Below are 17,096 nucleotides of genomic sequence, written 5' to 3'. Positions count from 1 at the left end.
CCTTCCCTGGAGTGCCCGATGAAGCTTCGTCTTGTTCCTGGTGTCGTCGCCGCGGTGGTGGCGCTGGCATGCGTTTCGGCCCAGGCGCAGACCGCCCCCGGTGCCAGGACGATGCGCATCGTCGTGCCGTTTGCAGCCGGCGGCGCACAGGACGCGATGGCCCGCTACCTGAGCACCAAGCTTGCCGAACGGCTGGGCTATCCGGTCGTCGTGGACAACAAGGCCGGTGCCGGCGGCGTGATCGGCGCCGACACCGTTGCCAAGGCCACGCCCGATGGCAGCACGGTGCTGCTCGCCACCGGCGGTGCCATCTCGATCGCGCCGCACCTCAATGCCAAGCTGCCCTATGACCCCCGGCGCGACCTCGTTTCGGTCGCGTTGGTGGCCGATACGCCGATGACGTTGTCGGTGCGCGCGCAGAGCCCCTACACCAGCGTGGCCGACCTGGTTCGCGATGCCAAGGCCCATCCCGGCGAGGTCAGCTTCGGATCGAGCGGCAACGGCTCGGTCTCGCATCTGACCGGCGAGCTGTTCGCGCAGTCCATGGGCGTGAAGCTTCTCCATGTACCCTACCGCGGCGGCAGTCCCGCCATCACCGACCTGCTGGGTGGACAGGTGGCGGCCATCGTGACCAGCACCTCTTCGATCGACCCGATGGTGGAAGACAAGAAGGCACGCGTTCTGGCCACCTTCACGAAAGCACGCATGAGTGCCATGCATGGAGCGCCGACGATGGCGGAGGCCACCGGCGTTCAAGGGCTGGAGGTGCCGGTCTGGGTCGGGCTTCTGGCGCCGGCCAAGACCCCGGCCGCGCTGATCGACAAGCTGGCCAGCGAGATGACGGCCGTCTGCCTGCTCCCGGAGACACAGGAACGCTTCAAGGGCCTGGGGGCCGTTCCCGCCTGTGGGGGGCCGAAGGAACTGGACCGCGTGGTGACAGACGACTTCCAGCGCTGGGAGCGCGTGATCCGCCAAGGCGGCATCAAGACCGAATGAGCCCGGGACGCAGGCCCGGCTCGCGTGCCGGCAAAGGTCGTCTCAGTCCACCTTGATACCGGCCGCCTTCACGATGCGCGCATTGTTCTCGTATTCGGCCGCGATCTCGTCGGCAAAGGCCTCGGCACCGCCACCGGTCGGCACGTTGTCGGTGGCCGTCAACTTGGCGCGCAGCTCGGGGCTGGCGAGCGCCTTGTTGATCTCCGCGTTGTACTTGGCGATCAGGATCGGTGGCGTGGCGGCCGGGGCGAACACGCCGAACAACGAGGTGAGGTTGGCCTCCGGATAGCCCAGCTCGCCCAGCGTCGGCACCTTCGGAAGGCTTTCGAGCCGCGCCGGCGCCCCCACGGCCAGCGGGCGCAGCTTGCCGGAACGGATGTGCGGTGCGACGGCGGGCCCGGCATTGATCGAAAGAATCTCGAACTGCGCGCCCAGCGCATCGTTCATCTGCTGCGCCCCGCCCTTGTAGGGCACATGGGTGATGTCCACCTTCGCGGTCGCACGCAATTCCTCGAGCACGATGTGGCCGAGCGAGGCCAGGCCCGAAGTGGCCCAGCGCACCGCGCCGGGCCGGGCGCGCGCATCGTCGATCAGGGTGCGGAAGTTGCGGGTGCCGGTCGCTTCCGTGGCCAGCAGCAGCACCGGCGAGTACATGACGCTCGCCACCGGTGCGATGTCCTTCTGCGGATCAAAGGGCGACTTGCCCAGATGCGGATTCAGCACCAGCGGGCTGATGGCCGAGAAGCCCAGCGTCGCGCCGTCCGGTGCCGCCTTGGCAACCGCGTCCATGCCGATCGTGCCGCTGGCGCCTGCCTTGTTCTCGACCACCACGGTGCTGCCCAGCTGCGCGCCGAGCTTGTCGGCCAGCGCGCGGGCGACGATGTCGCTGACGCCGCCGGTCGGATAGGCGACGACCATGCGGATGGTCTTCGGCACGGCCTGCGCCTGCGCCACCGAAGCCGCCGCGAAGAGAACCATGGCGGCCCATGCTTTCCTGCAACTCATTGCTGCGTCTCCTTGCGAGCATTCATTTTGATGCCGCCGCAATCATGTCGCTGAGCGTCAGGGCATTCCGATATGCAGCAAATCCCTGCACCTCAGCCGCGCGGATGATGCTGCGCGTGGAGCTGCTTGAGACGCTCGCGCGCGACGTGGGTGTAGATCGTGGTGGTCGAGATGTCCGCATGGCCGAGCAGCAACTGCACCGCGCGCAAGTCGGCGCCGTGGTTGAGCAGGTGCGTGGCGAAGGCATGGCGCAGCGTGTGCGGCGACAGCGGCACGTGGATGCCGGCCGCCAGCGCGTGCTTCTTGACGATGATCCAGAACATCACGCGCGTCATGCCCGCGCCGCGCGCGGTGACGAACAGGTCGGCGGTCTGCTGCCCGTCCAGGATGGCGGGGCGCGACTCGTGCAGATAGCGCTCGATCCATCGCCGCGCCTCGCCGCCGAAGGGCACCAGCCGCTCCTTGCTGCCCTTGCCGAGCACGCGCAGCACGCCGTCGTTGAGGCTCAGCTCGAACACCTTGAGCGAAACCAGCTCGCTCACGCGCAGTCCGCTCGCGTACATCAGTTCGAGCATGGCGCGGTCGCGCAGGCCGAGCGGCGTGTCGACCTCGGGCGCCGCGAGCAGGTCGTCGACCTGCTTTTCCGACAGGGTCTTGATCGCGCGCGGCATCTGCCTGGCCGGCGCCAGCCGCAGGCTCGGATCGGCGGCGATGCGCTGCTCGCGCAGGGCCCAGCGGAAATAGCGCTTGAACACCGTGAGCCGGCGGTTGGCCGACGTGGCCTTGCCCTTGTCGGAGAGCTTCGCGCCCATGTAGGCCTGCAGGTCGCTTTCGCGCGCGGCGTCCAGCGCGCTGCCGCGCTGGGCCTGGAGCCACTGCGCGAACAGCGCGAGGTCGCGCCGGTAGGCCGCCAGCGTGTTCTTCGACAGGCCGTCCTCGAGCCACAGCGCGTCGATGAAGTCGTCGATTTCGGGCGTGTCGATGGCCGCGGTCATGCCGTGCAAGATAGCAAAAGAAAAAAGCCGCCCGGGGCGCGGGCGGCTCTGGATCGAGGAAAGTCGGCCTAGTCGAGCGTGAGCTTCTGCTTGGCGACCACCTGCTTGTAGACCTCGTATTCGGCCTTGATCTGCGCGGCGAACTGCTCCGGCGTGTTGCCCACGATCAGCGAGCCGGTGTCCTCGATGCGCTTGCGCACCGCCGGGTCTTCGAGCGACTTCTTCACGCCGGCGTTGATCTTGTCGACCACTTCCTTCGGCAGGCCCTTGGGCCCGAGGATGCCGTAGTACGCCATGCGGTTGACCGGCTCGAGCCCGACTTCCTTGAAGGTCGGCACGTTGGGCAGGTCCTTCAGCCGCTGCGGCGCCGAGACCACGATCGGCACCAGCTTGCCGGACTTGATGAAGGGCAGCGCCGACGGGATGTTGTCGAACATGATCGGGACCTGGCCGGCCACCACGTCGTTCAGCGCCGGACCAGCGCCGCGGTAGGGAATGTGGGTGATGAAGGTGCTGGTCAGGTTCTTGTAGAGCTCCATCAGCAGATGGCCGATGCCGCCGGTGCCCGAGGAGGCGTACGAATACTTGCCCGGATTCTTCTTGATCTCGGCCACGAACTCGGCGTAGTTCTTGGCCGGGAAGCTCGGGTGCACCGCGATGATGTTCGGCGTCGCCGCGATGTTGATGATCGGCGTGAAGTCGTTGATCGGGTCGTAGGGCACCTTGGGGTTGATCGCCGGGTTGGCGGCCGTGCTCGACACGGTTGCCACGCCGAGCTTGTAGCCGTCCGGCGCGACCCGCGCGGTCTCCGCCGCGCCGACGATGCCGCCGCCGCCCGCCTTGTTGATCACCACCACGCTCTGGCCCAGCGCCTTGCCCAGCGGCTCGGAGATCACGCGCGCCACGATGTCGGTGGTGCCGCCCGGCGCAAAGGGTACTTGCAGCTCGATGGGCTTGTTGGGGTAGCCCTGCGCCCAGCTGGGGCCGGCGATCAGCGCCAGCGCGGCGGCGCCGGCGAGTGCATTCCATTGACGACGTTGCATTGAAGAGCTCCTGGAGGTCGAAAAAGCGAAGCCAGGATGCTAACGGGTCTGTGACCACCCCAGTTCGCGGATAACCCATGGGAATCGGCCGTTTATCCTCGACCGGTGAACTATGCCCAACTGCTCTTCCCCGACTTCTCCCTCATCGCCTGCGGCTGGCTGCTCTGCCGCTACACCCCGCTGGACCGCCGCGTCTGGGACCAGGTCGAGAGCCTGGTCTACTACTTTCTTTTTCCGGTGCTGCTGTTCCACTCGATCGTGCGCAGCCCGCTCGACTTCGGCGCCACCTCGCACTTGCTGACGGCCGGCGTCGGCGTCGGGCTGGCCGGCATCGCGCTCGCCTACATGCTGCCCTTCCTGCCCGGTATCGGCACGCACATCGACCGCAGCGATCACGCGGCCAGCGCGCAGGTCGCCTTCCGCTTCAACTCCTTCATCTGCCTCGCGCTGGCCGACCGCATGGCGGGCCCCGCGGGGCTCCTGATGATCGCGGTGCTGATCGGCGTGTGCGTGCCGCTCTTCAACATCGCCGCCGTGTGGCCGATGGCGCGGCATGCGCAGACCGGCCTGGCGCGGCAGCTGATCCGCAACCCGCTGATCATCGCGACGCTCAGCGGCCTGGTCGCCAACCTGCTCGGCTTCAGCGTGCCGAACTGGCTCGAGCCGACGCTCACGCGCATCGGTGCCGCATCGCTCGCGCTCGGCCTGATGGCGGCCGGCGCCGGCATGCAGTTCGCGACGCTCGCGCGCGGCAAGGTGCTGGCGGTGTCGGTGCTTTCGATCCGGCATCTCGTGCTGCCGCTGATCGCCTGGGGCCTGGCCGGCGCACTGCAGCTCGGCGGCGCGCAGGCCGCGGTGCTGATGACTTTTTCCGCGGTGCCGACTGCGTCGAGCGCCTACGTGCTGGCCGCGCGCATGGGCTACAACGGCGCCTACGTGGCGGGCCTCGTGACGCTGTCGACGCTGCTCGGTGTGGCAAGCCTGCCCTTCGCCCTGGCACTCTCGCGCTGAACCGTCATCATCAGTCGCTACCATCGCACGATGCGCTACCTACCGGCCGTTGTCGCAGCATTGCTCGCGGGGGCGGTGCAGGCGCAGGCGCAGGAGCACACCCGCTACCACGGTGCGTGGAGCGGGCCTTTTCTTTTCTACGTGGTCCAGCAGGACACCGGCGCACAGGGTCCGCCAGAGGTCCACGCGGGCGCGATGCAGATCGATCCCGACGGCACGGTGCGCGGCCAGGTACCGGGCGCCGCCTGCACGATGACGGGCTCGAGCGTCGACTTCGTTTCGCCGGCCAACGCCTCGCTCGACCTCACGATCAGCGACTGCAAGGACACGCGCTTCAACGGGTATTTCAGCGGCAAGCTGATCAACAATCCGGTCCTCAAATACGCCTCGCTGCGGCTGAACTCGATGCGTTCGCTCGACGCGGGAACGGCTCAGGTCTCGGCGATCATGCGGCGCTGAAGTCCAACGCCCATTCGACGTGCTCGCGCACCAGCGCACTGGGATGCGAGCGCCGCGTCGCGAGGATCTCGCGCGCCCCCTCGTCGCCCGCACGCAAGGCATTGCCCAGCGCCACCGCCACATTGCGCAGCCAGCGTTCATGGCCGATGCGGCGGATCGGGCTGCCTTCGGTGTAGCGCAGGAAGTCCTCCTCGGTCCACGCGAAGAGCTCGCCCAACTGGCGGCCGGTGAGCCCGTCGCGCGCATCGAAGTCCGGCAGCGCGCTCTTCTTGGCGAACTTGTTCCAAGGACAGATGAGCTGGCAGTCGTCGCAGCCGTAGATGCGGTTGCCGATCAGCGGCCGCAGTTCGAGCGGGATCGGCCCCGCGTGCTCGATGGTGAGGTAGGAGATGCAGCGCCGCGCGTCGAGCCGGTACGGCGCGATGATGGCGCGCGTCGGGCACACCTCGATGCAGGCGCTGCAGCTGCCGCAGTGCGCCGTGACCGGCGCGCTCGGCGGCAGCGCCATGTCGACATAGATCTCGCCCAGGAAGAACATCGAGCCCGCGTCGCGGTCCAGCACCAGCGTGTGCTTGCCGCGCCAGCCCTGGCCGCTGCGCGATGCCAGCTCGGCTTCCAGCACCGGCGCCGAATCGGTGAAGGCGCGGTGGCCGAAGGGGCCCACTTCGTCGGCGATGCGCTCGGCCAGCTTCGCGAGGCGCGAGCGCATGACCTTGTGATAGTCGCGGCCGCGCGCATAGACTGACACGATGCCCTCCGCCGGCCGCCGCAGCCGGTCGAACTCCACCGCCTGCCAATCCTCGGGCGTGCTGCGCGGCAGGTAATCCATGCGCGCGGTGATCACCGACACCGTGCCCGGCACCAGCTCGGCCGGCCGCGCGCGCCGCGTGCCATGTGCGGCCATGTAGTGCATCTCGCCATGGAAGCCTTCGGCCAGCCATCGCATGAGGCCCTCTTCCGCGCTCGACAGATCGACGCCCGCAATCCCGATTTGGGAGAATCCGAGCTCCCGGGCCAAGGCCTGAATCCGATTCACGAGTTGATGGCTGCCGATCACCTGCCAATTGTAGAAACGCAAAGCCTCGTGCAACGCTGGCGCAGCGAAGACGATTGCGACGCGCTGGCGCGCGCACTCGCGTCATCGCCCGACCTGGCTGACGCGTTCATTGCATTGCATGGAGACCTCGGCGCCGGCAAGACCACCTTCGTGCGCCACCTGTTGCGCGCGCTCGGCATCGGCTCGCGCATCAAGAGCCCGACCTACGCGGTCGTCGAGCCGCACGAGGCGCCCGGCGGCCTGGCCATCTTCCACTTCGATTTCTACCGTTTCAGCGATCCGCACGAATGGGACGATGCCGGCTTCCGTGACATCTTCGCGGGTTCGGGCCTCAAACTCGCGGAATGGCCCGAAAACGCTGCAGGGCGCATTCCGCTTGCAGACCTTGCTATTAAAATCGAAGCAATGATCGACGACACCCGCACCGTGACCCTGCACGCGAACACGCCGCGCGGCAGTCGGTTGCTCGCCGCCGCCAGCGCATGAAAGCCGGCCAACTGAAACGACGCGTACTGCTGCAGGGCGGCAGCATCGCCCTCCTGCTCGGCGTGCACGAGATCGCGCGCGGCGCCACCATCGTGGCGGTGCGCGTCTGGCCGGCGGCCGACTACACGCGCGTCACCATCGAATCCGACGGCCGCCTGCATTCGCAACAGCTCGTGGTCGGCAGTCCGCCGCGTCTCGCAGTCGACATCGACGGGATCGATCTCAATCCCGCGCTACGCGAGCTGGTCGGCAAGATCAAGCCCGACGACCCCTTCATCAACGGCCTGCGCGTCGGTCAGTTCGCGCCCAGCGTGGTGCGCATCGTGTTCGACCTCAAGCAGTCGGTGGCCCCTCAGGTCTTCTCGCTGGCGCCGGTGGCCGCTTACCAGCACCGGCTGGTGCTGGACCTCTATCCGCAGCAGGCGCTCGATCCGCTGGAAGCCCTGATCGCCGAGCGGCTGCGCGATGCGCCCAAGGCCCCCGGCCGCGACGGCACCGTCGCGGGCATCGCGCCGCGCACTCCCGCGCCCCCGGCCGTCGATCCGCTGGGCGAATTGATGGCGCAGCAGTCGATGCGCCCCTCGCCTTCCTCGCCGCCCGCACAGGCGCTGGTCGTTCCGGCGCCGCTGCCGCCCGTGGTGGGAACGACGCCGGTGACACCCCTCTCGCCGCCCTCTTCCGCCACCGCGCGCAATGGCGGCGCGACCGCGAGCGGCACCGACCGCATCATCATCGTCGCGCTCGATCCGGGCCACGGCGGCGAAGACCCGGGTGCGATCGGCCCCAACGGCACGCGCGAAAAAGACATCGTGCTGCAGGTCGCGCACCGGCTGCGCGACCGCATCAATGGGAGCAGCGTCAACGGCAATCCGATGCGCGCCTTTCTCACGCGCGATGCCGACTTCTTCGTGCCGCTGGGCACGCGCGTGCAGAAGGCGCGCCGCGTGCAGGCCGACCTGTTCGTGAGCATCCATGCCGATGCCTTCACCACGCCCGAAGCGCGCGGCGCCAGCGTGTTCGCGCTGAGCCAGACCGGCGCCTCGAGCAGCGCAGCGCGCTGGCTCGCCAACAAGGAGAACCAGGCCGACAAGGTCGGCGGCGTGAACGTGGGCACGCACGAGGTCCAGGTGCAGCGCGCCCTGCTCGACATGAGCACCACGGCGCAGATCAACGACAGCCTCAAGCTCGGTGGCGCGATGCTCGGCGAGATCCGCGGCATCGGCGCGCGCCTGCACAAGCCGCAGGTCGAGCAGGCCGGCTTCGCGGTGCTCAAGGCGCCCGACATCCCGAGCGTGCTGGTGGAGACCGCCTTCATCAGCAACCCGGAAGAAGAAGCCAAGCTGCGGAGCGTCGAGTACCAGGAAAACCTCGCGGACGCGCTGATGCGCGGCATCCAGCGCTACTTTGCGCAGAACCCGCCGCTGGCGCGCAGCCGTCAGCTGTAGCGCGCGTTGCCGCGGTCAGGCCTTTGCACTTGCGGCGACCGCGGTGCGCGGCCGCAGGGTCGCCATCAGCAGGTACACGCCGCCGCCGATCAGCACGCCGAAGAACCAGCCGTAGGTGTTCCACCACGCCGGCAGCAGGCTGGTGAAATTCGGAAGAAGGGTCGAGAACACGCTGCCGACGCCCGCGGCCACGAGCGCGTTGACGTTCCAGCCGCCCTCGTAGCGATACTCGCCGTTCTCGTCGTAGAGCGCCGCGACATTGATGTTGCCTTTCGCGACCAGGTAGTAGTCGACCAGGATGACGCCCAAGAGCGGCCCCATCGTGGCGCCGATGGCGTTGACGAAATTCGCGGCATTGCCCTCCCAGGGCGCGAAGGGATAGAGCACCAGCGCAATCGCCGCCGCGATGTAGCCGCCCTTCTTGAAGCTGATCTGCCGGGGGAACACGTTCGAAATGTCGAAGGCGGCGGAGACGAAGTTCGCGACGACGTTGATGCCCAGCGTGGCCACCGCGAAGGTGATGGCGGCGATCAGCGCCAGCACCCAGCTGTCGAACTTGGCGGAGATCTGCTCCGGGTGCAGCAGTACTTCACCGTAGACCTTGAAGGCCGCGATGGTCGTGATGCCGGCGACCAGCGAGAAGGCGACCAGGTTGACCGGCAGGCCCCACAGGTTGCCTTTTTTCACCGCGTCCTTGTTCTTGGCGTAGCGCGAGAAATCGCAGAAGTTGAGGTACAGCGCGGCGAAGTAGGTGATCCAGGTCGCAGCCACCGCCATCAAGGCCCAGAAGGAGCCCGGCTCGCCGCTCACGCCGGCGTCCTTGGTCTTTGCCAGCAGCACGTCCTGCGGAATGCCGTGGTCGAAGGAGAAGCCGCCCGCCTTGACGCACAGGCCGATGGCCAGGATCAGCATCGCAATCCATACCGCGGGGCCGGCCCAATCCTGGAACCTGCGCACCGTCTCCATGCCTTTCTGGATGATGAGCAGTTGCAGCGCCCAGATCACCACGTAGCAGACCACCTCCAGGCCCGAATGGCCGAGGATCTGCGTACTCTTGTGAAACTCGAGCATGCTGTCGTTGCGGATCAGCAAGGCGACCACGGCGCCCGACGCGGCCGCCGTCTGCGCGCCGTACCAGAAGCAAGCCACCACGGCCCGCACCAGCGCCGCCAGGTTCGCGCCCCACACGCCGAAGGACGCACGTGCCAACACCGGGTACGGCACCCCGGTCTTTTCGCCGGCGTAGCCGATCAGGTTCATGAGGAAGAAGATCAGCAGCGAACCGAGCCCGATCGCAAGCAGGAAGTTGGTGAAGCTGCCGCACAGCAGGAACAGGCTGGCCGCCAGGTAATAGCCCCACAGGCTGTGCACGTCCGAGGTCCACACGTTGAAGATGCTGAAGGCGCCCCAGTTGCGCACCTTGGCGGGTGCGAGATCCTCGTTGTAGAGGCCGGGGGAAGGATTGCGGATCTCCATGGCTGCCTCCTGGGAATGCGCCGATGCGCGCAGACTAGCTTTCTTGGCCGGCCCTCGCAACCGCCTGCCATGCGTCGCCGCCTGCGGAACGCGCGCTCTTTGTTGCACGAATGCAGCGCATGCTCTCGGGCAAGGGGGTGCGGCGGACTCCTACACCCGTGGCGCAGGGCTTTTACAGAATGTCTTCATCACTGATTGAAAGGTGGACACCATGAAGACACGTCTCTGGATCACGGCTGCAGCGGCCACGACCGTCATGACCCTGGCGGGTTGCGCAGCGGGACCGAACGAGCAGTGGGGCACGGCCGGTGGTGCCGTGGGCGGCGCGGTGATCGGCAATGCGATCGGCGGCAATACCGCCAGCACCGTGGGTGGTGCCGCCATCGGCGGCTTGATCGGTAACCAGGTGGGTCGCCGCGCCGACGAGCGCAACTACTACCGCGGACAACGCAGTGGCGGCTACTACCCCTACAACGGCCCGAACTACTGAGCTCGTGGCTCTTGCATGATCGAAGGCGCGTCCGAGGACGCGCCTTTTTTTGTTTTCAACGCACCGAGGAAGGCGTGCGGCCCGCGCGCCAGGCGCCGAAGACCGCGATCAGGCCCGGCACGAAGATCAGCGCCCAGATGATCTTGTCGAGGTGTTCCTTGACGAAGGGCATGTTGCCGAACAGGTAGCCCGCCGTGCACAAGCCCAGCACCCACAACAGCGCGCCGACGATGTTGTAGAGCGTGAACTTGGTGCGCGTCATGTCGGCCACGCCCGCGACGAAGGGCGCGAAGGTACGGATGAAGGGCATGAAGCGCGCGAGGATGATGGTGACGCCGCCGTAGCGCTCGTAGAAGGCATGCGCCTGGTCGAAGGCCTTGCGGTTGAAGAAGCGCGAGCTCTCCCACTGGAAAACCTTGGGCCCGAAATAGCGCCCGATGCTGTAGTTGCACTGGTCGCCCAGAATCGCGGCCACGATGAGGATCGGCACCGCGATCGAATAGCTCATCAGCCCCGCGCCGCACAGCGCGCCGACGATGAAGAGCAGCGAGTCGCCCGGCAGGAAGGGCATCACCACGAGCCCCGTCTCGACGAACACGATCAGGAACAGCAGCGCATACACCCAGGGCCCGTAGGCGACGACGAAGGCCTCGAGATGTTTGTCGACATGCAGGATGAAGTCGATGAAGAAGCTGATGATTTCCATGGACGCGCATTATCCGGGCAGCTTCGCGAGCCCCCTTCTAGAATGCCCCGGTGAGCGCTCTCCCCTCCTCTCTCGCCCCGGCCGCGCGCCGTCCGATCCGCGAACTTCCCGACGAACTGATCAGCCAGATCGCGGCCGGCGAAGTGGTGGAGCGGCCCGCCTCGGTGGTGCGCGAACTGCTCGACAACGCGCTCGACGCCGGCGCGCGGCAGGTCACGGTGCGACTCTCGGCCGGCGGCGTGCGGCTGATCTCGGTCGAGGACGACGGCCAGGGCCTGCCGCGCGACGAGCTGCCGCTGGCCCTGCGCCGCCACGCGACCAGCAAGATCGCCAGCTTGAACGACCTGGAGACGGTAGGCACGATGGGCTTTCGCGGCGAGGCGCTGGCCGCCATCAACGCCATCGCCGAGCTCAGCCTGCAGTCGCGCTTCCACGCGGCCGACAGCGCCTTCGCGCTCGACGGCCGCACCGGCGAGCTGCGGCCGGTGGCGCGCGCGGCCGGCACCACGGTCGAGGTGCGCGAGCTGTTCTTCGCCACGCCCGCCCGGCGCAAGTTCCTGAAGACCGATGCCACCGAGCTCGCGCACTGCATCGAGGCGGTGCGGCGCCATGCGCTGGCGCGGCCCGATGTGGGCTTCTCGGTCTGGCACGAAGGCCGGCTGGTCGAGCAGTGGCGCGCCGCCGATGCGCGCGACCGGCGCCTGGCCGATGCGCTCGGCGAGGGCTTCGTCGCCCAGAGCGTGGCGGTCGAGCACGCCGCGGGCCCGGTGCGCGTGGCAGGCCGCGCCGGCATTCCCGATGCGGCACGTTCGCGCGCCGACCAGCAGTTCTTCTACGTCAACGGCCGCTTCGTGCGCGACAAGGTGCTGGCGCACGCGGTGCGCAGCGCCTACGAAGACGTGCTGCACGGCCAGCGCCAGCCGGTCTACGCGCTCTATCTCGAGATCGATCCGGCACGCGTCGACGTCAACGTGCATCCCACCAAGATTGAAGTGCGCTTCCGCGACGGGCGCGAGGTGCACCAGGCGGTGCGCCACGCGATCGAGAATGCGCTGGCTGCGCCGCGGGCCGGCGAAGCGGCAGCGGTGGCCGCCGAGCCCTTCTTCAAGCCGCTTTCGCCCCAGCCCGCGCCTTCGTGGACGCAGCCGGCAATCCATTTCGCCGCGGAACGGGGTCTGGGCGACGCGGCCGCAATGTGGCCCAGCGAGCGCAGCGACAGCGCCGCGACGCCGGCCACGGCTTTCACGCTTCCGGCAGCACCCGTCAAGCCCACGCCGGCCGCCGACGACGATCAGGCCTGGCCACTGGGCCGCGCGCTCGCCCAACTGCAGGGCATCTACATCCTGGCCGAGAACAGCCAGGGCCTGGTGATCGTCGACATGCATGCCGCGCACGAGCGCATCGTCTACGAGCGGCTGAAGACCCAGCTCGACGGCGCCGCGATCGCGAGCCAGCCGCTCCTGATCCCGGCCACCTTCGCTGCCACGCCGCAGGAAGTGGCGACCGCCGAGGCCTGCGCCGCCGTGCTGCCCTCGCTGGGCCTGGAGATCACGCCCTTCTCGCCGCGCACGCTGGCGGTGCGCGCGGTGCCCGGCACCCTGGCCGACGGCGACCCGGTGGAGCTCGCCCGCAGCGTGCTGGCCGAGCTGGCCCACCACGACGCCAGCACCGTGGTGCAGCGGGCCCAGAACGAGCTGCTGTCGACCATGGCCTGCCACGGCGCGGTGCGCGCCAACCGCCGGCTGACCATCGACGAGATGAACGGCCTGTTGCGCCAGATGGAAGCCACCGAGCGCTCGGACCAGTGCAACCACGGCCGGCCGACCTGGCGCCAGGTCTCGATCCGCGAGCTCGATTCGCTGTTCATGCGCGGGCGCTGAACCCGCGAGCGCCGGGGAAAAGCTGCCAAATTCCTCACATTTGGCATCTGTTGGTCACGTAACCGAGGGTTTTCAGGGGTCATCGACAAACCGGGCACGCACGTTGCATGCAGTCTTTTGTTGAACTTTCCGGCCGAGCACCTGTCTTTCAGCCTTGCCCATGAAATCCTGGTCCCTCTTCGCATCCGCTACAGCGCTGGTCGCCTTGCTGGCGGCCGGCTGCTCCACCCTCGACGAGCGGCAGCGCGAATGGATCTTCCAGCCGAGCGACCGCAGCTGGGGCAATTCCGAATCCATGACCGAGGGCATGGACCATGTCTGGATCGACTTCCAGTCCTCCGTCACGGGCCGGCCGGCCCGCCTGCACGGCCTCTGGCTCGGCGGCGCGCCTGAATCGGCCAACACGCCCGTGCTGCTCTACCTGCACGGCGCGCGCTACAACGTGGCGGGCTCGGCACCGCGCATGCGGCGCATGCACGAGCTGGGCTTCTCGGTGCTGGCCATCGACTACCGCGGCTTCGGCAAGAGCAGCAAGGCGCTGCCCTCGGAAGACTCGGCCCGCGAAGACGCGCGCGCCGCATGGATCTGGCTCGCGGCACGGCACCCCCAGCAGCCGCGCTACATCTTCGGCCACTCGCTGGGCGGCGCGATCGGCATCGACCTGGCCTCGCGGGTGAACGACGAGAGCGGCACCATCGTCGAGAGCACCTTCACTTCCATCGCCGACGTGGTGAGCAGCTTCAAATGGGGCTGGCTGCCCTTCGGTCCCTTCATCACCCAGCGCTTCGAGGCGGTCAGCAAGGTCAAGAACATCGGCGCCCCGCTGCTGGTGGTGCATGGCGCTGCCGACAGCCTGATCAACCCGACCCTGGGCCGCAAGCTCTACGAGGCGGCCACGGTGCCCAAGCAGTTCGTGCTGGTCGAGGGCGGCTCGCACCACAGCACCGGTTCGGTGGGCCAGGCGCAGTACCGCGCCGCCCTGTCGCAGCTGTTTCGCATGAAGGAGCCGCCGACCGAGATGGCCGCCGGCGACGGCAGCAGCAGCGCACCGGCCCCGGCCGTGCCCGCGACCGTCCTGCAGCAGCAAGCCCAGTCGTCCGGCCAGGCGATTTAGGGCCGCCGGCGCCCGCCGCGCCGGCTTTGTTACCCTTGGGCGCATGCCGCCCCCTCCCGACGCACCGGCCCTCTCGCAATCCGCGCCGAGTGCAACGGCCATGTCGCCCGCGCTGGTCGTGCTCACGCTGGCCTTGCTGCTGGGCATCCAGCCCGTCACCACCGATCTCTACCTGCCCGCGCTCCCTGCCCTGACCAGCGGCTTCGGCGCGCGCATGTCGCAGGCGCAGCTCACGCTGAGCGCGCTGCTCTTGGCTTTCGGCTGCGCGCAGCTCGTGTTCGGCCCGCTGTCCGACCGCTTCGGACGCCGGCCCGTGCTGCTGTGGGGCCTGGGCGGCTATGTGGTGGCGAGCCTCGGCGGCGCCGTCGCGCCGTCGATCGAGCTGCTGATCGTCTGGCGCACGCTGCAGGGCGCGGCCATGGGTGCCGCGGTGATGGCAGCGCGCGCGATCGTGCGCGATCTCTACCAGCCGGCCGACGGCGCACGCGTCATGTCGCGTGCGCTCACCGGCCTCGGCCTGATCGCCTGCCTGTGCGCACCGGTGGGCGGCCTGGTGTCCGACCTGTTCGGCTGGCGCATCGCGCTGCTGGCGCCGGCACTCTTCGGTGCCGTCACGCTCGCGCTGATTGCGCTGCGCTTCGGCGAAACGCTGGTGCGCCCCAACCCCGATGCGCTGCGCCTCGCCACGCTCTTCTCCACCTGGGCAATGGTGCTGCGCAACCCGACCTTCCTCGCCTTCTCGGCGCTGACGACGGCGGCCTATGGCCTGCTCTTCACCTTTCTCGCCGCCTCGTCCTTCGTTTTCATCCAGGTGCTCGGCCTCACGAAGACGCAGTACGGCCTGGTGATGCTGTGGAGCTCGCTCGCCTACATCGCGGGCACCTTCGTCTGCCGGCGCTGGCTGCCGCGCTACGGCGTGCGCGGCAGCGTGGCGCGCGCGTCGCTGCTGACGCTGACCGGCGGCAGCGCGATGGGCCTGCTGGCGCTGGCCGGCGTGCACTCGGTCGCCGCCATCGTGGCACCGCTCACGCTGATCATGCTGGCGCACGGCGTGCACCAGCCCTGCGGCCAGACCGGTGCGGTCGGCCCCTTTCCGCAGGCTGCCGGCGCGGCCTCGGCGCTCAATGGCTTTTTGATGATGCTGGCGGCCTTCGGCATCGGCGGCTGGCTCGGCGCGCACATGGACGGCACCGTGATGCCGCTCGCGCTCGGCATGTGGTTCTGGAGCGTGTGCATCGCGCTGATCGCCTGGACGCTGGTGCGCAAGTACGGCGAGGCGCATGGGCATTGAGCCGAGCGCCGCTGGGCCGCCCCGAGGCGTGAGCGCCCCCTTTGGGGGCAGCGAGGACACGCCAGTGCCGAGCGTGGGGGCAAGTTACGTCGCGCTGGCGGGCCCGACTGCATCGGGCAAGACCGCGGCCGCACTCGCGATCGCGCGCGTGCGGCCGGTCGAGATCGTCAGCGTCGATTCGGCCCTGGTCTACCGCGGCATGGACATCGGCACCGCCAAGCCCACGCCCGCCGAGCGCGCGGAAGCGCCGCACCACCTGATCGACATCCGCGATCCGCGCGAGCCCTACAGCGCGGCCGCCTTCGTGGCCGACGCCACGCGGCTCATCGCCGAGATCCGCGCGCGCGGCCGGTTGCCGCTGCTGGTGGGCGGCACCATGCTCTACTTCAAGGCGCTCGCCGACGGCATCGATGCCATGCCCGCGGCCGACCCTGCCGTGCGCCGGCAGCTCGAATCCGAAGCCGCCGCGCTGGGCTGGCCTGCGATGCATGCCAGGCTGGCCGAAGTCGATGCCGTCACCGCCGCGCGGCTCGCGCCCAACGACAGCCAGCGCATCCAACGCGCGCTGGAGGTGTGGCTGACAAGCGGCCGCACCATGGCCAGCTTCCACGCCGAGCAAGGAGCGGGCGGAATGCCGCCGATCGCGCTCTTCTCGCTCGAACCCACCGAGCGCGCCTGGCTGCACCATCGCATCGCCGAACGCTTCGACGCGATGCTCGCGGGCGGCTTCCTCGACGAGGTGCGGGCCCTGCGCGCGCGCGGCGATCTCGCGCCCGAGCTGCCCTCGATGCGCAGCGTCGGCTATCGCCAGGCCTGGGAGGCGCTGGACGGCCTCTTTCCCATGGCCGAACTGCGGGAACGCGGCATCGCTGCGACGCGCCAACTGGCCAAGCGCCAGATCACCTGGCTGCGCAGCATGCCCGAACGCCGCGTGATCGCGGCCGAGGCGCCCGATGCGATAGAGCGCATCGTGCAGCAGGTGTGCGAGATCGCATGACGCTGCGGATCAGCGAGCTGGCCAAGCGCTACGGCGACGCGACCGTGTTCGAGCAGGTGTCGCTCGAAGTCGCGCCGGGCGAGTTCGTCGCCGTCGTCGGCGAATCGGGTGTCGGCAAGTCCACCCTGCTCAACTGCATGGCCGGGCTCGACAGCTGGGACGCCGGCAGCGTCGTGCACGACGGCATCGACATCGGCGCGCTCGATGCCGAGGCGCGCGCGCTGTGGCGCCGCAAACACGTCGGCTTCGTGTTCCAGGCCTTCCATGTGCTGCCGCACCTGGACGTGGCGCAGAACGTCGCGCTGCCGCTGATGCTGCTCGCGCAACCCGACGCAGCGCGCGTGGCGCACATGCTCGACGCGGTCGGGCTGGGCGGTCTCGGCGAGCGCTTGCCCCAGCAGCTGAGCGGCGGCCAGCTGCAGCGCGTGGCCATCGCGCGCGCACTGGTGCATCGACCGGCGCTGCTCCTGGCCGACGAGCCGACCGGCAATCTCGATCCGAAGACCGCCGCGAAGGTGATGGACGTGCTGCTGGCGCAGACGCGCGAGCACGGCGCTTCGCTGGTGCTGGTGACGCATTCCGAGGCGGCCGCGGCGCGTGCGGACCGCGTGCTGCATCTGAGCGCGGGCGGCATCCGGGCCTGAT

The 17,096-nt window shown here is 68.7% G+C and carries 17 protein-coding genes; 11 read left to right on the top strand and 6 right to left on the bottom strand.

Annotated elements, in window-relative coordinates; translation table 11 throughout:
• The first annotated feature begins 18 nt into the window (after positions 1-18).
• Complete coding sequence (locus ACSQ89_RS10355; protein WP_436290598.1) at positions 19-996, top strand: Bug family tripartite tricarboxylate transporter substrate binding protein; 978 nt, start codon at positions 19-21, stop codon at positions 994-996.
• Between the two features lie 42 nt (positions 997-1,038).
• Here the strand turns inward: ACSQ89_RS10355 and ACSQ89_RS10350 are convergent, their stop codons facing one another.
• The 3 genes from ACSQ89_RS10350 to ACSQ89_RS10340 form a co-directional block, all read right to left on the bottom strand.
• Positions 1,039-1,974, bottom strand: a complete 936-nt coding sequence (locus ACSQ89_RS10350; protein ID WP_244503710.1) for a Bug family tripartite tricarboxylate transporter substrate binding protein — start codon at positions 1,972-1,974, stop codon at positions 1,039-1,041.
• A gap of 119 nt (positions 1,975-2,093) precedes the next feature.
• The gene (gene xerD / locus ACSQ89_RS10345) at positions 2,094-2,996 is read right to left on the bottom strand and encodes a site-specific tyrosine recombinase XerD (protein ID WP_093102530.1); all 903 of its coding nucleotides are present in this window, start codon (positions 2,994-2,996) and stop codon (positions 2,094-2,096) included.
• A gap of 68 nt (positions 2,997-3,064) precedes the next feature.
• Positions 3,065-4,039, bottom strand: coding sequence for a tripartite tricarboxylate transporter substrate binding protein BugE (locus tag ACSQ89_RS10340; RefSeq protein ID WP_093102528.1), 975 nt, complete (start codon positions 4,037-4,039; stop codon positions 3,065-3,067).
• A 105-nt stretch (positions 4,040-4,144) separates the two neighbouring features.
• Between ACSQ89_RS10340 and ACSQ89_RS10335 the strand changes: the two genes are divergently transcribed.
• Both ACSQ89_RS10335 and ACSQ89_RS10330 read left to right on the top strand, forming a co-directional pair.
• Positions 4,145-5,050 (top strand): AEC family transporter, encoded by a 906-nt coding sequence (locus ACSQ89_RS10335; protein WP_093102526.1) that lies wholly within the window; start codon positions 4,145-4,147, stop codon positions 5,048-5,050.
• Between the two features lie 30 nt (positions 5,051-5,080).
• Positions 5,081-5,509: a hypothetical protein gene (locus ACSQ89_RS10330; protein WP_139191612.1), complete on the top strand. Its 429-nt coding sequence runs from the start codon at positions 5,081-5,083 to the stop codon at positions 5,507-5,509.
• Here ACSQ89_RS10330 and queG read toward each other — a convergent pair.
• A complete protein-coding gene (queG, locus tag ACSQ89_RS10325; protein WP_093102523.1) occupies positions 5,496-6,566 on the bottom strand; it encodes a tRNA epoxyqueuosine(34) reductase QueG in 1,071 nt (356 codons plus the stop codon). The two genes, ACSQ89_RS10330 and queG, sit on opposite strands and share 14 nt — an antisense overlap.
• Here queG and tsaE point away from each other — a divergent pair.
• Entirely contained in the window at positions 6,552-7,052 is a 501-nt protein-coding gene (tsaE, locus tag ACSQ89_RS10320; RefSeq protein ID WP_093102521.1) for a tRNA (adenosine(37)-N6)-threonylcarbamoyltransferase complex ATPase subunit type 1 TsaE, read from the top strand. The two genes, queG and tsaE, sit on opposite strands and share 15 nt — an antisense overlap.
• Positions 7,049-8,497: an N-acetylmuramoyl-L-alanine amidase gene (locus ACSQ89_RS10315; RefSeq protein WP_093102519.1), complete on the top strand. Its 1,449-nt coding sequence runs from the start codon at positions 7,049-7,051 to the stop codon at positions 8,495-8,497. Before tsaE ends, ACSQ89_RS10315 begins: the two co-directional genes overlap by 4 nt.
• A 15-nt stretch (positions 8,498-8,512) precedes the next feature.
• Here ACSQ89_RS10315 and ACSQ89_RS10310 read toward each other — a convergent pair whose 3' ends face one another.
• Positions 8,513-9,973: an NCS1 family nucleobase:cation symporter-1 gene (locus tag ACSQ89_RS10310; RefSeq protein WP_436290599.1), complete on the bottom strand. Its 1,461-nt coding sequence runs from the start codon at positions 9,971-9,973 to the stop codon at positions 8,513-8,515.
• Between the two features lie 211 nt (positions 9,974-10,184).
• Here ACSQ89_RS10310 and ACSQ89_RS10305 point away from each other — a divergent pair, with 211 nt between their 5' ends.
• The gene (locus ACSQ89_RS10305; RefSeq protein ID WP_093102516.1) at positions 10,185-10,463 is read left to right on the top strand and encodes a glycine zipper domain-containing protein; all 279 of its coding nucleotides are present in this window, start codon (positions 10,185-10,187) and stop codon (positions 10,461-10,463) included.
• A 55-nt stretch (positions 10,464-10,518) separates the two neighbouring features.
• Here the strand turns inward: ACSQ89_RS10305 and ACSQ89_RS10300 are convergent, their stop codons facing one another.
• Positions 10,519-11,169: a DedA family protein gene (locus tag ACSQ89_RS10300; RefSeq protein WP_093102514.1), complete on the bottom strand. Its 651-nt coding sequence runs from the start codon at positions 11,167-11,169 to the stop codon at positions 10,519-10,521.
• Positions 11,170-11,219: 50 nt separating this feature from the next.
• Between ACSQ89_RS10300 and mutL the strand changes: the two genes are divergently transcribed.
• From mutL to ACSQ89_RS10275, 5 genes are all read left to right on the top strand, one after another.
• Positions 11,220-13,049: a DNA mismatch repair endonuclease MutL gene (gene mutL / locus ACSQ89_RS10295; RefSeq protein WP_436290600.1), complete on the top strand. Its 1,830-nt coding sequence runs from the start codon at positions 11,220-11,222 to the stop codon at positions 13,047-13,049.
• Positions 13,050-13,209: 160 nt separating this feature from the next.
• Positions 13,210-14,163 (top strand): alpha/beta hydrolase, encoded by a 954-nt coding sequence (locus ACSQ89_RS10290; RefSeq protein WP_436290601.1) that lies wholly within the window; start codon positions 13,210-13,212, stop codon positions 14,161-14,163.
• Positions 14,164-14,206: 43 nt separating this feature from the next.
• Positions 14,207-15,454 (top strand): multidrug effflux MFS transporter, encoded by a 1,248-nt coding sequence (locus tag ACSQ89_RS10285; protein WP_212733606.1) that lies wholly within the window; start codon positions 14,207-14,209, stop codon positions 15,452-15,454.
• Between the two features lie 64 nt (positions 15,455-15,518).
• Complete coding sequence (miaA, locus tag ACSQ89_RS10280; RefSeq protein ID WP_436290823.1) at positions 15,519-16,451, top strand: tRNA (adenosine(37)-N6)-dimethylallyltransferase MiaA; 933 nt, start codon at positions 15,519-15,521, stop codon at positions 16,449-16,451.
• Complete coding sequence (locus tag ACSQ89_RS10275; RefSeq protein ID WP_436290602.1) at positions 16,448-17,095, top strand: ABC transporter ATP-binding protein; 648 nt, start codon at positions 16,448-16,450, stop codon at positions 17,093-17,095. Before miaA ends, ACSQ89_RS10275 begins: the two co-directional genes overlap by 4 nt.
• Position 17,096: the final 1 nt, after the last annotated feature.

This window comes from Variovorax sp. LjRoot175 (assembly GCF_964253805.1).
Taxonomy (GTDB): domain Bacteria; phylum Pseudomonadota; class Gammaproteobacteria; order Burkholderiales; family Burkholderiaceae_C; genus Variovorax.
This window is presented reverse-complemented; position numbering and strand designations above follow the sequence as displayed.

Excerpts from the sequence above, each read along its gene's own strand:
- ACSQ89_RS10355 (WP_436290598.1), top strand. The coding sequence starts at position 19 with ATGAAGCTTCGTCTTGTTCCTGGTGTCGTCGCCGCGGTGGTGGCGCTG.
- ACSQ89_RS10350 (WP_244503710.1), bottom strand. The coding sequence starts at position 1,974 with ATGGTTCTCTTCGCGGCGGCTTCGGTGGCGCAGGCGCAGGCCGTGCCG.
- xerD (WP_093102530.1), bottom strand. The coding sequence starts at position 2,996 with ATGACCGCGGCCATCGACACGCCCGAAATCGACGACTTCATCGACGCG.
- ACSQ89_RS10340 (WP_093102528.1), bottom strand. The coding sequence starts at position 4,039 with ATGCAACGTCGTCAATGGAATGCACTCGCCGGCGCCGCCGCGCTGGCG.
- ACSQ89_RS10330 (WP_139191612.1), top strand. The coding sequence starts at position 5,081 with ATGCGCTACCTACCGGCCGTTGTCGCAGCATTGCTCGCGGGGGCGGTG.
- tsaE (WP_093102521.1), top strand. The coding sequence starts at position 6,552 with ATGGCTGCCGATCACCTGCCAATTGTAGAAACGCAAAGCCTCGTGCAA.
- ACSQ89_RS10315 (WP_093102519.1), top strand. The coding sequence starts at position 7,049 with ATGAAAGCCGGCCAACTGAAACGACGCGTACTGCTGCAGGGCGGCAGC.
- ACSQ89_RS10310 (WP_436290599.1), bottom strand. The coding sequence starts at position 9,973 with ATGGAGATCCGCAATCCTTCCCCCGGCCTCTACAACGAGGATCTCGCA.
- ACSQ89_RS10305 (WP_093102516.1), top strand. The coding sequence starts at position 10,185 with ATGAAGACACGTCTCTGGATCACGGCTGCAGCGGCCACGACCGTCATG.
- ACSQ89_RS10300 (WP_093102514.1), bottom strand. The coding sequence starts at position 11,169 with ATGGAAATCATCAGCTTCTTCATCGACTTCATCCTGCATGTCGACAAA.
- ACSQ89_RS10290 (WP_436290601.1), top strand. The coding sequence starts at position 13,210 with ATGAAATCCTGGTCCCTCTTCGCATCCGCTACAGCGCTGGTCGCCTTG.
- ACSQ89_RS10285 (WP_212733606.1), top strand. The coding sequence starts at position 14,207 with ATGCCGCCCCCTCCCGACGCACCGGCCCTCTCGCAATCCGCGCCGAGT.
- ACSQ89_RS10275 (WP_436290602.1), top strand. The coding sequence starts at position 16,448 with ATGACGCTGCGGATCAGCGAGCTGGCCAAGCGCTACGGCGACGCGACC.